This window comes from Ensifer sp. R1-3, assembly GCF_056739175.1.
Map to the genome: position 1 here is coordinate 2798305 of NZ_CP096515.1, position 14953 is coordinate 2813257.

Consider the following 14953-nt stretch of genomic DNA (forward strand, 5'->3'; position numbering starts at 1 on the left):
GCCGATCCCCTCGGCCGTTGCACTGTTCTCCTGAAGGCGATGCGCAGCGCCGGTCCTGCGGCGCCGCGCAATTCCGTTCGTCAGTTGACCTTCGGATTCAGAAGCGCGTCGATCTTCGGTTCGCTCATATTGGCCTTGGTGACCAGATTGGCGCCGGTATCGACATTGGCTTCGACCTTCTCGCCCTTGGAGACCGCAAGAGCCGTCTTCACGCCGTCATAGCCCATGCGGTAGGGATCCTGGACGACGAGGCCCGCCAGCACGCCTTCCTTGAGGAAGCCCACGGTCTTCTCGTCGCTGTCGAAGCCGATCACCTTGATCTTGTCGCCGAGCTTGTTCTCGGCGATCGCCTGGCCGACGCCCTGCGCCATGATCAGGTTCGAGGCGAAAACGCCGACGAGATTGGGGTTGGCGGTGATCAGATCGGTCATGATGTTGAGACCGGTCGTCGCCTGTCCGTCGGCATACTTGTCGGCAACCACTTTCAGGCCCGGATATTTCGTCTTGACCTGATCGAGAAAGCCTTCGCGGCGCTGGTCGAGCGAGCCGACGCCCGGCAGGCTGGTGATGATCGCGATCTCGCCCTCTTCCTTGCCGGTCGCCTCCTTGATGGCGGCGGCAAGACCGTCGGCGGCGATGCGTCCGCCCTGGACGTTGTCCGTGGTGAGGAAGGAGGTGAAGGCCTTCGAATCCGCCCCGGAATCGATGCCGATCACCGGAACCGATTTCGCAGCCTCGTCGACGGGCTTGCCGAGCGCCTTGAACTCCGTCGGCGCGATCACGACCGCGGCCGGCGCGCCCGCAACGGCGTTTTCAAGGATGGTGATCTGGCCGTTGATGTCGGATTCCGACTGGGCGCCGAGCTCCGGCACGTTGACGCCGAGGTCCTTGCCGGCGGCGCGCGCGCCCGCAAGCACGATCTGCCAGTAGAAGGAGGTGGTGTCCTTGACGATGATGGGAATCGTGACGTCCTGCGCGAAAGAGGTCGCGGGGACCATTGCGGCGACGAAAGCGGCGCCGGCCAGGGCGTTGAAGGCACGGCGTGAAAGAATGCGCTTGGCTATGCTCATCGGGTTCTCCTCTCAGTGACACCTTGTTCCGTTATCGACCGGGCCGCCAGGTGCATGCGGGCCCGGTTGCTTATGAGAGTGGCGGCCGCCATCGAGGGCGGCGAAGCATCAGGCCCTTACCGCCTCCGGCCCCAGCTCGGGCGCGACAAGCGTATGGGGTTCGAAGGCCGCGTAATCTTCCGGCGCGATCCCGTAGCGGGTCAGTTCCATGTTGCGCGTCAGGCTCGACGGTTTGGCGGTTCCGAGCAGCACCGAGGCGACGTGAGGATTGGCCAGCGGGAACTGCAGGGCCGGGGCGGCCAGCGGCATGCCGCGCTCTCCGGCGATACGCTCCATCGCCGCGACTTTGGCGCGCACCTCGCCGGTCGCGGGCATGTAATCGAAATGCGCTCCCTCGATCGGTCCGGTCGCGAGAATGCCGGAATTGAACACGCCGCCGACGACCAGCAAGGTGTCCTTCTTCGCGCAGAGCGGCAGGAGCTCGGCAACCGCGGAGCGGTCGAGGAGCGTATAGCGACCGGCAAGCAGGATGCAGTCGATGTCGGCCTGGCGCATGACATCCAGGCAGACCGGCACCTCGTTGACGCCGAGGCCGTAGGCTGAAATGACGCCGCTCGATTTCAGCTCATCGAGTGCTTTCAGGCCGGAATCCAGAAGCTGCCGCAGGTAGACGGCGTTTTTCGCCGCGCCATGCGTGTAGCCGCCGATGTCGTGGACATAAAGAATGTCGATGCGGTTGAGACCGAGACGGGCATAACTCATCTCGACCGAACGCATGATCGCGTCGTAGCCGTAGTCATAGGTGACGTCGAAGTTCAGCGGCTTGACGTAGGAATAGTCAGGGACCTGGTTCTCAGGCACCGGATGAAGCAGGCGGCCGACCTTCGTCGACAGCACGAAGCTGTCACGCGGCTTGTCGCGCAGGAAGTCGCCGACCCGCCGCTCGGCAAGGCCCAGCCCATAGAACGGCGCTGTATCGAAATAGCGGATACCCGCTTCCCAGGCGGCGTCGAGCGTCGCCATCGCCGCTTCGCCGGTACATTCGCGATAGAGACCGCCCAGTCCCGCCGTGCCGAAACTGTATTCGGTCACCGCAAGCGCGGTCCGGCCTATCCTTCTCGTCTGCATTCCTTGTCTCCTCCCCAAGGATTGCGCCCTTACGCGTCTCGCTTCGCCCCTTCAGCCTAGAGCGTCGCCCCCAGATGCCAGGGCACGAATTCGTTGTCGCCGTAGCCGAAAAGCTCGCTCTTGGTCTTGCGGCCCGAGGCGGTCTCTATGATGAGCTCGAAAATCCCCCGGCCGAGATCGGCGATGGTGGTTTCACCCGAGGCGATGACGCCGCAGTCGATGTCCATGTCCTCTTCCATGGCCCGATAGAGCGCCGTGTTGCTGGTGAGCTTGATCGACGGCGCCGGCCGACAGCCGAAACAGCTGCCGCGGCCGGTCGTGAACGCGATGACGTTGGCTCCGCCGGCGACCTGGCCGGTTGCCGAGACCGGATCGTAGCCGGGCGTGTCCATGAAGACCAGGCCGGGCTCCGTCACGCGCTCGGCGTAATTGTAGACAGCCGTCAACGGCGAGCGGCCGCCCTTGGCGACGGCGCCAAGCGACTTCTCGAGAATCGTCGTCAAGCCGCCGCGTTTGTTACCCGGCGAAGGATTATTGTCGAGCGAGGCGCCATGCATCGCCACATAGTCCTCCCACCAGGCGATCAGGCCGTCAAGCTTGACCGCGACCGTCTCGTTGACCGCTCGGCTGCGCAGCAGATGCTCGGCTCCGTAGATCTCGGAAGTCTCGGAAAGGATCGCCGTGCCGCCGGCGGCGGCGAGTATGTCGACCGCCGCACCGAGCGCCGGATTTGCGGTGATGCCGGAAAGCCCGTCCGAACCGCCGCATTGCAGGCCGACGATGATCTCGCTGACCGGGATCGGCACGCGCCGGGCGGCCGCGACTTCCTTGGCGATTTCGTCGAGAATGCCGAGGGCGCGCTCGACCGAGCGGCGCGAACCGCCGGCCTCCTGGATGTTGAAATGCCGCTTCTCGGCCCCGGCCCCGCTCTGGCCGTAGAGCGTCAGCTGATTGACCTCGCAGCCGAGCCCGACCATCAGCACGCCGCCGAAATTCGCGTGGCGCGCATAGCCGGCGAGCGTCCGGTGCAGGTTCTTCATGCCGTCGCCGGTGGACGACATGCCGCATCCCTGGTCGTGGACGATCGGCACGAAACCGTCGATGCCTTCATATTTCGGCAGAATGCGCCTGTTCGCCTCGTCGGCGATCGCGCGACAGACCGTGGTGGAACAGTTCACGCTGGCGACGATGCCGATATAGTTGCGCGTTGCGGCCCTACCGTCCGCCCGGCGATAGCCGAGGAATGTGCGCGCCTTGTCCGCCTCGCTCGCAGCCTCCGGCGGAACGGCGGCGCCAATGGCGAGCCGGCCCTGATCGAAGGCAAGATTATGAGAATGAACGTGCTCGCCGGGCGCGATGGGGGATGTGGCGCGGCCGATCGCCTGGCCGTATTTGACCACCGGCTCACCGACGTCGATCCTGCGGATCGCGGCCTTGTGGCCCGGCTCTATGCGCGCGACCGCCGACACTCCGCCGGCCAGCCGGTCGCCCGGCGCAATCGCCGCGGTGGCGACGACGACGTTATCGTCCGGCGAAAGAAGGATCGAAGACGGTGCGGGCAAATCAAGCTCCTCCCGAACGGTTTCCAACATGTGCAAGCACCAGTTCTGTCTTTTATCTACAATAGACAGATGTTCGTCAATGGCTATTATGGGGCCATTGCGGTCGTCGCGGAACGGAGCCACGGCGTGCCGACACCAGAAACCCGAACCGGGCCGGATCCGCGCCAATGGCGAAGCAAAACACCGTCTTCAAGGATGCCTTCAACCGCTGCCTCGAGCTGTTCGCGGAGACCACCACGCTTCCGTCCGAACCGGAGCTCGGGCAGGCACTCGGTGTCAGCCGCACGACCGTGCGCGCCATCCTTACGCGCTGCGAGGAACTGAGCCTCATCGCCTGGGACAAGCGCAGCAAGACGGTGCTGAGAAGGCCTGAGCCCTCGGACTACTTCCCGACCGCGGAGACCGATTCGCTCGCCGAGAGGATCGAGCGGAGCTTCATGCGCCGGATTCTGGCAGGCGGCGCCGAGCCCGGCATGCAGATCAACGAGCTCGAGCTTGCCCGCGAAATCGGCGCCGGGACGACCAGCGTGCGCGAATTCCTGATCCGCTTCAGCCGTTTCGGGCTGATCGAAAAACGACCGAACAGCCATTGGGTTCTCAAGGGGTTCACGCGCGAATTCGCACTCGAACTGACGGAAGTAAGGGAGATGTTCGAGCTGCGCTCGGCCGCCCGCTTCGTCTCCCTTCCCGACCAGGACCCGGCCTGGGAGGAGCTGAAGAAGATCGAGGCGGTGCATCGGGAGATCCTCGCCGACATCGACAATCGCTACAGCGAATTTTCCGAACTCGACGAGCGCCTCCACCTGCTGGTGCACAAATCGTCGAGCAACCGCTTCATCATCGACTTCTACGATGTCATCGCCATCGTCTTCCACTATCACTACCAGTGGAACAAGGCGAATGCGCGGGAGCGCAACGCCCGGGCGCTGGAGGAGCATCTCGACTACATCGTCGCGCTGCAATCGCGCGATCCCATGCTCGCCGAACAGGCCTGCCGGCGACACCTGAAATCGGCGCGGGAGACGCTGCTCCAGTCGATTTCGTAGTAGGCAGATCGATCAATAGCCGGATTCTATCCGTGTCGGTCCGCTCTCTCCAAGAAATTCCCGGCGCAGCCGCTCCGTTGCGCTGACGAGCAATGTCACGTCGGTGCCGATCGCCATGAAATCGGCCCCGAGGTCACGATAGTCGCGCGCCTGGGCGGGATCGAGGGTCATGATGCCACGCGCCTTGCCGGCGCGCTCGATCCGCGCGAAGGCCTCGATTATCGCTGTCCGCACCTCCGGATGGCCCGGATTTCCGAGATGTCCCATGTCCGCGGCAAGATCCGCCGGACCGACGAACAGGCCATCGACGCCGTCCAGCGCAGCGATGGCGTCGATCGCCTCGAGCCCTGCCCGGCTCTCGATCTGCAGCAGCAGACAGATCTCGTCGTTGGCGTTTTCGAGATAGTCGCCGATGCGGCTGAAGTTCGTTGCCCGGCCGAGCGCGGCACCGACACCGCGAACGCCATGCGGCGGGTAGCGCACGGCGCGCACGAGCTGCCGCGCCTGCTCGACATTGTCGACCATCGGGATCAGCAGCGTTTGCACGCCGGCATCCAGGATCTGCTTGATCATGACCGCGTCGCCGACCGGCAGGCGGACGATCGGATGACTGCCTCCGCCGGCGACGGCGCGATACTGCGCCGCCAGCATGGGAAGGTCGTTCGGCGCATGCTCGCCATCGATCAGCAGCCAGTCATAACCGCTGCCGGCCACCACTTCCGCCGCATAGGGACTGGCGAGCGCCACCCAGAGACCGAGCTGAAAGCGGTTTTCGCGGATCGCCGCTTTGAAGGTGTTTTTGGGGGCGGGCATAGTCGTCTCCTCTTGCGTCCGAGTCTGTCTGGTTGGGATGCGGAGAAGTCGTCCGCTTTCTCTGCCCCTCATCCGCCTGCCGGCACCTTCTCCCCGCCTGCGGGGAGAAGGGATATGCCGCACCGCTCCAGTCCCCTCTCCCCGCCTGCGGGGAGAGGGTTAGGGTGAGGGGCAATCCCGAATTTCAAAACGTCGATTAACCTCTTAACGGTAAAAGAAAAAACCGGCCAGAACTTTCCGGCCGGCTTGTTTCCGATCGCGAGCAGCCTCAGGCAATGCCGCCGAGGCAGACATATTTGATCTCCATGAATTCCTCGATGCCGTATTTCGAGCCCTCGCGGCCAAGGCCCGAGAGCTTGACGCCACCAAAGGGTGCTTCGGCCGTGGAGATCAGGCCTGTATTGACACCGACCATGCCGTATTCCAGCGCTTCCGCCACGCGGAAGACGCGGGCGAGGTCCTTGGCGTAGAAATAGGAGGCGAGGCCGAACTCGGTGTCGTTCGCCTGTGCGATCACATCCGACTCGTCCTTGAAGCGGAAGAGCGGCGCTACCGGTCCGAAGGTCTCTTCCCGCGCGACCGCCATCGCCTGGGTCACGTCGGCCAGCACCGTCGCCTCGTAGAAGGTGCCGCCGAGTGAATGGCGACGGCCGCCCTGCACCACGCGCGCGCCCTTCGCAAGCGCATCCGCCACATGCTCCTCGACCTTTTCCAGCGCCGGCTGGTCGATCAGCGGTCCGAGGATGACGCCGTCCTCCATGCCGTTGCCGGTCTTGAGCTTGGCGACGGCCTGGGCGAGCTTGTCGGAGAAGGCCTCGTAGACGCCGTCCTGCACATAGATGCGGTTGGCGCAGACGCAGGTCTGGCCATTGTTGCGGAACTTGGCGATCAGCGCGCCTTCGACCGCCGCATCGAGATCGGCATCATCGAAGACGATGAACGGGGCGTTGCCGCCGAGTTCCAAGCCAAGCTTCTTGATCGTTGCCGCGCTCTGGCGGTAGAGCTCTGCGCCGACCTCGGTCGAGCCGGTAAAGGTAAGCTTGCGGACGGTCGGGTTCGAAGTCATCTCGGCGCCGATCTCGCGCGCGGAGCCGGTAATGACGCTGAAGAGACCTTTCGGCATGCCCGCGCGCTCGGCGAGCACGGCGATGGCGATGGCCGAAAACGGCGTCTGCGCGGCCGGCTTCAAGACCATGGCGCAGCCGGCGGCAAAGGCCGGCCCGGCCTTGCGGGTGATCATCGCGTTCGGGAAGTTCCACGGCGTGATCGCGGCGACGACGCCGATCGGCTGCTTCATCACCAGAATGCGCTTGTCCTTCTGATGGCCGGGGACGAGATCGCCATAGACACGCCGCGCCTCTTCCGCGAACCATTCGATGAAGCTCGCTCCGTAGACGATCTCGCCTGTCGCCTCCGCTAGCGGCTTGCCCTGCTCCATCGTCAGAATCCGGCCGAGATCGTCCTTGTTCTCGATCATCAGCTCGAACCAGCGGCGCAGCACCGCCGAGCGCTCCTTGGCGGTCCTCGCCGCCCATTCCTTCTGCACCCGCGCCGCGGCCTCGATCGCGGTTCGGGTCTCGGCGGCGCCGAGCTTCGGGACGCGGCCGATGATTTCGCCGGTCGCCGGATTGTTCACCTCGATCGCATTCTTCGGGTCGGCTTCGATCCAGGTCTCGCCCACGAGAGCAGCCTGGCGAGACAGCGACGGGTCTTTCAGATTCATGGCGAGTCCTTCCTCAAAAAATCTACAGAACTTATACAACTTTTTTCGCCGGTTCGACAATCGCATGATTGCCGTTTACGGATCCTTCTCGCCTATATTGAGCTGACGCGCAGGAATGGCGATGCGTCGGACAGGTGCGTATCTGCAAGAATAAGGATGTTCGTTCGTGACAGAAATCAACCATAGAAGAGCCGATCACCCCATCCACTCGATCTTTCTGGAGCGCTGGTCGCCGCGCGCCTTTACCGGCGAGGAGATCGGGGAAAAGGATCTGCTCGCCCTTTTCGAAGCGGCGCGCTGGGCGCCTTCGGCCAGCAATCTTCAGCCCTGGCGCTTCGTCTACGCCCGCCACGGCACCGAGCATTTCGTTCGCCTGCTGTCGACGCTCGACGAGGGCAACCAGCGCTGGGCGAAAAACGCATCTGCCCTGGTCATCATCCTTTCGAAAACCCACAGGGTCACAACGACCGGCGAACTGAGGCCGGCCTTTACGCATGCCTTCGACACGGGAGCGTCCTGGTTCGCGCTGGCGCTGCAGACGCAGCTCGCCGGATGGCATGCCCATGCGATGGCGGGGGTCGACAGGGAGAAGGCCATGCAGGTGCTCGGCGTTCCGGAGCACTACCGGGTCGAGGCAGCCGTTGCGATCGGCAGGATTGCGGATCCTTCCACCCTGCCGGACGATCTGCGGGAACGCGAAAAACCAAGCCAGCGCAAGCCCATCAGCGAACTCGTCTTCGAAGGACGTTTCACGGGCGAATGATCCGCGAGCGATCGAGCTTCCGTAAAGACGAGAGCAGGGCGGAGGACCGCCCTGCTCTTGTCGAAGCTATGATCAAAGTGCTGCGGCTACACTTGCGCGTCAAATATCGAGATTGGCGACGCTCAGTGCGTTTTCCTGGATGAAGTCGCGCCGCGGCTCCACTTCGTCGCCCATCAGGCGCGAGAACAGACCGTCCGCATCCGTCGCATCGGTAACCTTGACCTGCAGCAGCGAACGGACGTTCGGATCGAGGGTCGTCTCCCACAATTGCTCGGCGTTCATTTCGCCCAGGCCCTTGTAGCGCTGCATGGTGAGCCCCTTGCGGCCGGCGGCGAAGATCGCGTCGAGGAGGGCGCGCGGACCGCTGATCTCCTGCGTGCCGTCGCGGCGGCGCAGCACCGGCGGAGCGCCATAGACCTCCTTCAGCCGTGCCTTGAGCTGATCGATATGGCGGGCATCGGAAGAACCGATCAGCGCCATGTCGAGCACGGCCGCTTCCTTGACGCCGCGCACCATGCGCTCGAGCTTCAGCCCGCCTTCCGCCGTCACCGCTGCCTCCCAGCCGCGTTCGGTCTCCTCGGCGATGACATCGAGCCGGCGGGCCACTTCGGCGGCGATCAACTGATATTCGTCGCGTTCGCCGTTGAGTTCCACGTTGAGCGCCCCGGCGATGGCGGCCTGCTCCACGACCGAGCGATTGTAGCGGGAGTGGAGCCCCTCCATCAGCGAGCGCAGGCGCAGCGCGTCGTTGATGACCTCGCGAAGGTCCTGGCCGACGCGCACTTCGCCCGAAGCGAGTTCGAGCGACGCCTCCTCGAGGCCCATGCTGATCAGATAATCTTCGAGCGCCTTCTCGTCCTTGAGGTACTGGACGGACTTGCCGCGCGCCACTTTGTAAAGCGGCGGCTGGGCGATGTAGAGGTGGCCGCGCTCGATCAGCTCCGGCATCTGCCGGAAGAAGAAGGTGAGCAGCAGCGTGCGGATGTGGGCCCCGTCGACGTCGGCATCCGTCATGATGATGATCTTGTGATAGCGCAGCTTGTCGGCGTTGAACTCGTCCTTGCCGATCGACGTGCCGAGCGCGGTGATCAGCGTGCCGATTTCCTGGCTCGACAGCATCTTGTCGAAACGCGCGCGCTCGACGTTGAGGATCTTGCCGCGCAGTGGCAGGATCGCCTGGTTTTCACGCGAGCGGCCCTGCTTGGCCGAGCCGCCTGCCGAGTCGCCCTCCACCAGGAAGAGTTCGGATTTGGCCGGGTCGCGCTCGGAACAATCGGCGAGCTTGCCGGGAAGCGACGAGATGTCGAGCGCACCTTTTCGGCGCGTCAACTCGCGTGCCTTGCGCGCGGCTTCGCGCGCGGCGGCCGCCTCCACGACCTTGCCCACGAGAATCTTGGCATCGGAAGGATGTTCTTCGAGCCAGACGCTCAGGGCCTCGTTGACCAGGCTTTCGACGACCGGGCGGACTTCCGAGGACACCAGCTTGTCCTTGGTCTGCGAGGAGAATTTGGGATCGGGAACCTTCACCGACAGCACAGCCGTCAGCCCCTCGCGGCAATCGTCGCCCGTGAGCGATACCTTTTCCTTCTTGGTGATGCCGGATGTATCGGCATAGGAGGTGATCTGACGCGTGAGCGCGCCGCGGAAGCCGGCCATATGCGTGCCGCCGTCGCGCTGCGGAATGTTGTTGGTGAAGCACAGCACGTTCTCGTGATAGCTGTCGTTCCACCACATTGCGACTTCGACGGTGATGCCGTCCTTCTCGCCGCGGATCGACACCGGCTTCTGCACGAGCGGCTTCTTCGCCCGGTCGAGATAGGCGACGAACGCCTCGAGACCGCCGTCATACATCATTTCTTCCCGACGGATGTCAGAATGGCGCTTGTCGGTCAGCACGATGCGCACGCCGGAATTCAGGAAGGCGAGTTCGCGCAGTCGATGCTCGAGCGTGCCGAACTCGAACTCGATGTTCGAGAAGGTCTGTTCGCTCGGCGTGAAGGTGACCTCGGTTCCGGTCTCGCCGCCGGCGTCGCCCGTCACCTTGAGCGGCCCGTCCGCTACGCCGTGGGTGAAGCTCATTTCGTGGATCTTGCCGGCCCGGCGGATCTTGAGCTTCAGCGACACGGAGAGGGCGTTGACGACCGAAACGCCGACGCCGTGCAGGCCACCGGAGACCTTGTAGGAATTCTGGTCGAATTTCCCGCCGGCATGAAGCTGCGTCATGATGACTTCCGCCGCCGAGACGCCCTCTTCCCGGTGGATGTCCGTCGGTATGCCGCGGCCGTTGTCCGTCACCGTGACGGATCCGTCGGGATTGAGCGTGACGGTCACGATGTCCGCATGGCCGGCAAGCGCCTCGTCGATCGCGTTGTCCACGACCTCGTAGACCATGTGGTGCAGACCCGAGCCGTCGTCGGTGTCACCGATATACATGCCCGGGCGCTTGCGCACGGCATCGAGGCCTTTCAGCACCTTGATGGAATCGGCACCATATTCGGCGATTGCGCCGGCTTCGGTCTCAGAAATATCGGTCATTCGGGCTCAGGTCTTTCCAGGTTTTCGGACGTCGCGATTCATTGCGAATCACAGCGCGAGATGCCTCGCGGACTATAGAAAATTTGTCCAATGGTTCCAAATCCCGACGCGAAGATCTCGGCCGGGAGGGGCTTTCATCCCCTGTCCTTATCAGGAAATGTGGCTTTTTCCAAAACATCTTCCAGCGCCCGAATCGTCTCCGCCGACAGGCCGCGAATCTCCATGCTCAAACGGTTGGCGAAGGCGGTGTGACCGGGCGGAAGGCCGGACGTGTCGAGCACGACTTTCGGGTCTGAAAGATGCGCTATCCGGAAGAGTTCGTCGGCCTCGTCCCAGATCACGTTGAAATAGCCGGCAACGCGCTGGAGGAAGTCGAAGCTCGGCGCTCCCCGCTTGCCGTGTTCGAGAGCGGACAGATAGGCGGGCGAAACCCCGATCGCCGCCGCCATCTCCTTCTGAGACACGCCCTTGCGCCGGCGAAGTTCGCGCACGGCTTCGCCGAAGGGAGTCATGATGCGCCTCCCTTCGCACGCGCCAGCCGCACATAGAGCGCGCCCTCGCCGCCGTGATTGCGGGCTGCCGGTTCGTAGGACGATATCAATGGCCGGAACTCGGGAAGCGAGAACCAGAGCGGCACGGCCCGCTTCAGGGCGCCGTCGCTGCCGAGCGACGTCCCTTTGCCGGTGATGACGAGGACATGCCTCAAGCCGCGGTCGCGCGCCCTGAGGAGGAACTGCAGCAGCAGTCCGTGCGCCTCGCTCTGGATCATGCCGTGCAGGTCGATCCTCGCCTCGAGCGTCAGCCGGCCCTTGGCAAGTTTGCGTTTGACGGGCCGCTCCAGCGGATGATGAGGGCGGTGTTCTGCCTTGTCGCGGCCGAGAGAAAAGCCCCTGCCGGCCTTTTCGGGCGTGCTCGAGGAAGGCGCCGCCTCCGGGCCGGGTACAGCCTTGATTTCCGCGGTCCCGCCCAGCAGCTCCTCGAGATTCTCCAACCGCCCGGGCATGGGCCGCGCCGAACGCGCGACCTTCCCCCAGAGAATGCGGTCCTCGGTGGAAAGCTTCTTGTCCTTAGCCATGGCTGGACTGCGGGCGATATCGGACCGCGGCCGCGCGGGGTACGAAAATGAAGAAGTCTGCGTCGTTGCGCACGCAACCCGCGAGTTCCCCCGCCTGGTCGCCGGAGCCCGTGAAGATATCGCCGCGCGCCGGGCCGACGATGGCCGAACCGGTGTCGAGCGCGAGCATCAGGCGACCGAAGGGATGTCCGCCGTCGAGATGGGTCAGGGTTTCGCTCGCGACGTAAAAGGGAACGCCGAATGTGTGGATGAGGCGGTCGACCGCAAGCGAGCGTCCCGGCTCGAGCGGCACCTTGGCAGCCGCCACGGGGCCAAGCCCCTCCTCATCGACCGGCGCCTCGCGGAAAAAGATGAAGGACCGGTTGTGCCACAGAACCTCGTCCGCCCTGTCGGCATGGGCCGCCAGCCAGGCGCGAATGCTCGCCATCGACACGGTGGCGGCATCAATCTCGCCGCGATCGATCAACAGCTTCCCGACGGCGGAAAAGCGGTGCCCGGTTTTGGCGGCATAGGTGATGCGGCGGCGCGATCCGTCCGGATAGATCAACCGCGCCGCACCCTGCACATGGACGAAGAACACGTCGACCTTGGAGCGGGCATAGGCGATTTCCAGTCCGCGGCCGGCGAGAAATCCTTCTTCGATCGCGCGGCGGTCCGGATATTCCTCGATCCTGCCGTCACGGCGGCGGCCGAAGACGAAATAAGGGTCCATTCCTGCCGGCCGGTTCGTGTCGTCGATATCGACGAGGTCCGAGGGACGCCGGTAGAAGGGAAAGCGGAACTCCGCATCCGGCCCAGCCCGTACCTCGACCTCCGGTTCGTAAAAAGCAGTGACGAAGCCGGTCCTTTTCTCTTCCGGGCAGACGCGGAACGGAACGAACTGGGCCTCGAAAAATGCGCGTGCGGCCGCCGCATCGGAGAAATCGCTGCCCGCCGCCTCGAAGGCGGGCAGGAGGTCGCCGACCGAAATGCCGAGCGAGCCGGTCTTGTACGGCTTCACCTCCGTTGCATGCCGGTGACAGCGCCGAAGCGAAGCGATCACCGGCGCCGGGTCGTCCGCAGACCAGCCGGGCAGCTCCGAAAAGGAGACCGGCTCGAGATGAAAAGCCATGGCCGCCCGCTTCCCGGTCAGTTTTCCGATTCGGTGGCGATCAGCTTCCAATTCGGGTCGCGTGAACGGATATCGCGCGCAAAAGTCCACAGGTCGTTCACTTCGGCAACCGAATCGGCGTCTCCGTCGACCAGTTTCCCCTGCTTGTCGTAGGTCGCGGAAATAAGCTGGCTGATGATCCTGACCGTTATGTTTTCCTCGGCGTCCTTGATCTCCGCGTGCACGATATCGGCTTTGTCGATGCCGACGAAGGTCGACTTGACCACCTCGCCCTTGGCCTCGCGCTCCGCAATCGCGGCCTCGAAGCCCTCGTAGACCTCGCGGGACAGCAAACCCTTGAGGGTTTTGCGGTCGCCGTCGGCAAAGGCCATGACGATCATCTCGTAGGCCATCTTCGCACCGTTGAGGAATTCGGCCGGATTGAAGTTGGGATCCGCGTCGGTCATTGCCCGGAGTTGGGCATTCAGCGGAGTTCCGGCCTTGGCGACGATCTCGATCGCGGCATAGCGCGACTCGTCCTCCGCCGTCTCGCGACGTGGAAGCTGAACGACCTTGCCGTTATCCTTGGCTTCCGGCCCTTGAGCGATATCCCGTGGAGAGTAGGGATCGAAAGGAGGCCGCTCGCTGCCGGTCCTGCGACCTAAGACGCTACGCAATTGCAGGAAGATGACCACGGCAGCGATCAGGAAAAAAAATGTGATGAAATCAAAAGAGCCCATTTCCACCCGGAACCGCTGTTAGAATTTCTCGTACTGTTCCATATAGTCCGGAAGGATAGACCATTCAAACGACGATGTCGCACCCATAAACCGGAGACCGGACAATTGCACTCACCTTCTTGCGAGCACGGGCGATGCGTTTCCTGATCCCGCTCGTCATTCTCGGGCTGCCGCTTGCGGAAATCGCAGGCTTCGTCGCCGTCGGGCGCGAGATCGGCGTGGCGATGACGCTTCTTCTCGTTTTCGCAAGTGCCGTCGCCGGCATCATGCTCCTGCGCATCCAGGGATTCGGCGTGCTCCGGCGCGTGCAGGAGGCGGCGCGGACGGGCAACGATCCGGGGCTGGACGTTCTCGGCGGTGTGCTGATCTTCATCGCCGCTATCCTTTTGATCGTGCCCGGTTTCATCAGCGACCTCGTCGGCCTTCTCATCTTTCTGCCCCCGGTCCGGCGCGCCATCGCCGCCTTCCTGCGCAGAAGGATGACGATTTTGAGCAGCGCAACCGGCTTCAATCGTTCCTCCAGGCGCCAATCCCCTGGCCCTCAATCCTCTGGTCCTCAGTCCTCTGGTCCCCAATCCGCTGGCACCCAGTCCGCTGGCACCCCTCGCGAGGAGCGCCGCGGCCCGCTGACGATCGATCTCGACGAGGACGAATTTTCGCGCAAGACAAAGGACGAAGACGACCCGCCGCCGCCGCCGGATCGTCCGCCTCATTGATCCGAGCTTCACTTTTTCTGATCCCGGCTCCAATCGGGTCTATAATACCGGTTCCCAAAGAAGGTCGGACGTGTTCCTGCGTCGGGCCAGGCCGGGCCACGAGGGTTGTAAGCCCAGGCCCTAAATGCTAGATGGCCTCACCAATTCGAAGTCCGAGGAAACTCTTATGACGACTGATACCGCATCAAACGGCAACGGCAGTGCCCAGCAGCAGAGCCCGTCGCTCAATATCCTGGCCCAGTACGTCAAGGACCTCTCCTTCGAGAACCCCGGCGCACCGCGTTCGCTGCAGGCTCGCGACCGCTCCCCGTCGATCAACATCAATGTCAATGTCAATGCCAATCCGCTGGCGGAGAATGATTTCGACGTTGTCCTGTCGTTGAGCGCCCAGGCGAAGGACGGCGACAAGATGCTCTTCAACGTCGAGCTCGCCTATGGCGGCGTCTTCCGCGTTGCCGGCTTCCCGCAGGAGCACATGCTGCCGCTGCTCTTCATCGAGTGCCCGCGCCTCCTGTTCCCCTTCGCGCGCCAGATCGTAGCCGACGCCACCCGCAACGGCGGCTTCCCGCCGCTGATGATCGATCCCATCGATTTCGCGCAGATGTTTGCCCAGCGCATGGCCGAGGAAAAGGTCCGCGCGCAGGTGGCCAATACCAACGACACGGCCAACTGATCGGTCCGAATGATTGGAA

At 63.7% G+C, this 14953-nt stretch carries 14 protein-coding genes; 4 read left to right on the plus strand and 10 right to left on the minus strand.

The window, feature by feature from the left end:
• Nucleotides 1-80: 80 nt before the first annotated feature.
• The 3 genes from M1D43_RS13440 to M1D43_RS13450 form a co-directional block, all read right to left on the minus strand.
• On the minus strand, nt 81-1070 hold the full coding sequence (locus M1D43_RS13440; RefSeq protein ID WP_003536438.1) for an ABC transporter substrate-binding protein: 990 nt from the start codon (nt 1068-1070) through the stop codon (nt 81-83).
• A 108-nt stretch (nt 1071-1178) separates the two neighbouring features.
• The gene (locus M1D43_RS13445; protein ID WP_153313978.1) at nt 1179-2198 is read right to left on the minus strand and encodes an aldo/keto reductase; all 1020 of its coding nucleotides are present in this window, start codon (nt 2196-2198) and stop codon (nt 1179-1181) included.
• Between the two features lie 56 nt (nt 2199-2254).
• Entirely contained in the window at nt 2255-3790 is a 1536-nt protein-coding gene (locus tag M1D43_RS13450) for a UxaA family hydrolase (protein ID WP_003536426.1), read from the minus strand.
• Between the two features lie 137 nt (nt 3791-3927).
• Here M1D43_RS13450 and M1D43_RS13455 point away from each other — a divergent pair, with 137 nt between their 5' ends.
• The gene (locus tag M1D43_RS13455) at nt 3928-4806 is read left to right on the plus strand and encodes a GntR family transcriptional regulator (RefSeq protein ID WP_028010710.1); all 879 of its coding nucleotides are present in this window, start codon (nt 3928-3930) and stop codon (nt 4804-4806) included.
• Between the two features lie 12 nt (nt 4807-4818).
• On the opposite strand, the gene hpaI is transcribed toward M1D43_RS13455, so the two are convergent.
• Together hpaI and gabD are read right to left on the minus strand one after the other, a co-directional pair.
• A complete protein-coding gene (gene hpaI / locus M1D43_RS13460) occupies nt 4819-5619 on the minus strand; it encodes a 4-hydroxy-2-oxoheptanedioate aldolase (RefSeq protein ID WP_003536422.1) in 801 nt (266 codons plus the stop codon).
• A 268-nt stretch (nt 5620-5887) separates the two neighbouring features.
• A complete protein-coding gene (gabD, locus tag M1D43_RS13465; protein ID WP_153313977.1) occupies nt 5888-7342 on the minus strand; it encodes an NADP-dependent succinate-semialdehyde dehydrogenase in 1455 nt (484 codons plus the stop codon).
• A gap of 166 nt (nt 7343-7508) precedes the next feature.
• On the opposite strand from gabD, the gene M1D43_RS13470 reads away from it, so the two are divergent.
• Nucleotides 7509-8105, plus strand: a complete 597-nt coding sequence (locus tag M1D43_RS13470) for a nitroreductase family protein (protein ID WP_107607798.1) — start codon at nt 7509-7511, stop codon at nt 8103-8105.
• 99 nt (nt 8106-8204) lie between these two features.
• Here the strand turns inward: M1D43_RS13470 and gyrB are convergent, their stop codons facing one another.
• From gyrB to M1D43_RS13495, 5 genes are all read right to left on the minus strand, one after another.
• Nucleotides 8205-10640, minus strand: a complete 2436-nt coding sequence (gyrB, locus tag M1D43_RS13475; protein WP_003531714.1) for a DNA topoisomerase (ATP-hydrolyzing) subunit B — start codon at nt 10638-10640, stop codon at nt 8205-8207.
• Nucleotides 10641-10774: 134 nt separating this feature from the next.
• Nucleotides 10775-11152, minus strand: a complete 378-nt coding sequence (locus M1D43_RS13480; RefSeq protein WP_003531717.1) for a helix-turn-helix domain-containing protein — start codon at nt 11150-11152, stop codon at nt 10775-10777.
• Complete coding sequence (locus tag M1D43_RS13485) at nt 11149-11715, minus strand: Smr/MutS family protein (RefSeq protein WP_153313976.1); 567 nt, start codon at nt 11713-11715, stop codon at nt 11149-11151. Before M1D43_RS13485 ends, M1D43_RS13480 begins: the two co-directional genes overlap by 4 nt.
• On the minus strand, nt 11708-12826 hold the full coding sequence (gene mltA / locus M1D43_RS13490; protein ID WP_153313975.1) for a murein transglycosylase A: 1119 nt from the start codon (nt 12824-12826) through the stop codon (nt 11708-11710). Before mltA ends, M1D43_RS13485 begins: the two co-directional genes overlap by 8 nt.
• Before the next feature lie 17 nt (nt 12827-12843).
• A complete protein-coding gene (locus M1D43_RS13495; protein WP_010968290.1) occupies nt 12844-13545 on the minus strand; it encodes a Tim44/TimA family putative adaptor protein in 702 nt (233 codons plus the stop codon).
• Between the two features lie 134 nt (nt 13546-13679).
• Between M1D43_RS13495 and M1D43_RS13500 the strand changes: the two genes are divergently transcribed.
• Both M1D43_RS13500 and secB read left to right on the plus strand, forming a co-directional pair.
• Nucleotides 13680-14261 carry an FxsA family protein gene (locus M1D43_RS13500; RefSeq protein ID WP_153313974.1) on the plus strand — a complete coding sequence of 194 codons (582 nt, stop codon included), beginning with the start codon at nt 13680-13682 and terminating at the stop codon, nt 14259-14261.
• Nucleotides 14262-14427: 166 nt separating this feature from the next.
• Entirely contained in the window at nt 14428-14934 is a 507-nt protein-coding gene (gene secB, locus M1D43_RS13505) for a protein-export chaperone SecB (protein ID WP_010968288.1), read from the plus strand.
• Nucleotides 14935-14953 lie beyond the last annotated feature (19 nt).

What these genes read in the sequence shown, in the direction of transcription:
- mltA (WP_153313975.1), bottom strand. Translation starts at nt 12,826, where the DNA reads ATGGCTTTTCATCTCGAGCCGGTCTCCTTTTCGGAGCTGCCCGGCTGG.
- M1D43_RS13485 (WP_153313976.1), bottom strand. Translation starts at nt 11,715, where the DNA reads ATGGCTAAGGACAAGAAGCTTTCCACCGAGGACCGCATTCTCTGGGGG.
- gyrB (WP_003531714.1), bottom strand. Translation starts at nt 10,640, where the DNA reads ATGACCGATATTTCTGAGACCGAAGCCGGCGCAATCGCCGAATATGGT.
- hpaI (WP_003536422.1), bottom strand. Translation starts at nt 5,619, where the DNA reads ATGCCCGCCCCCAAAAACACCTTCAAAGCGGCGATCCGCGAAAACCGC.
- M1D43_RS13450 (WP_003536426.1), bottom strand. Translation starts at nt 3,790, where the DNA reads ATGTTGGAAACCGTTCGGGAGGAGCTTGATTTGCCCGCACCGTCTTCG.
- secB (WP_010968288.1), top strand. Translation starts at nt 14,428, where the DNA reads ATGACGACTGATACCGCATCAAACGGCAACGGCAGTGCCCAGCAGCAG.
- gabD (WP_153313977.1), bottom strand. Translation starts at nt 7,342, where the DNA reads ATGAATCTGAAAGACCCGTCGCTGTCTCGCCAGGCTGCTCTCGTGGGC.
- M1D43_RS13480 (WP_003531717.1), bottom strand. Translation starts at nt 11,152, where the DNA reads ATGACTCCCTTCGGCGAAGCCGTGCGCGAACTTCGCCGGCGCAAGGGC.
- M1D43_RS13495 (WP_010968290.1), bottom strand. Translation starts at nt 13,545, where the DNA reads ATGGGCTCTTTTGATTTCATCACATTTTTTTTCCTGATCGCTGCCGTG.
- M1D43_RS13445 (WP_153313978.1), bottom strand. Translation starts at nt 2,198, where the DNA reads ATGCAGACGAGAAGGATAGGCCGGACCGCGCTTGCGGTGACCGAATAC.
- M1D43_RS13455 (WP_028010710.1), top strand. Translation starts at nt 3,928, where the DNA reads ATGGCGAAGCAAAACACCGTCTTCAAGGATGCCTTCAACCGCTGCCTC.
- M1D43_RS13440 (WP_003536438.1), bottom strand. Translation starts at nt 1,070, where the DNA reads ATGAGCATAGCCAAGCGCATTCTTTCACGCCGTGCCTTCAACGCCCTG.
- M1D43_RS13500 (WP_153313974.1), top strand. Translation starts at nt 13,680, where the DNA reads ATGCGTTTCCTGATCCCGCTCGTCATTCTCGGGCTGCCGCTTGCGGAA.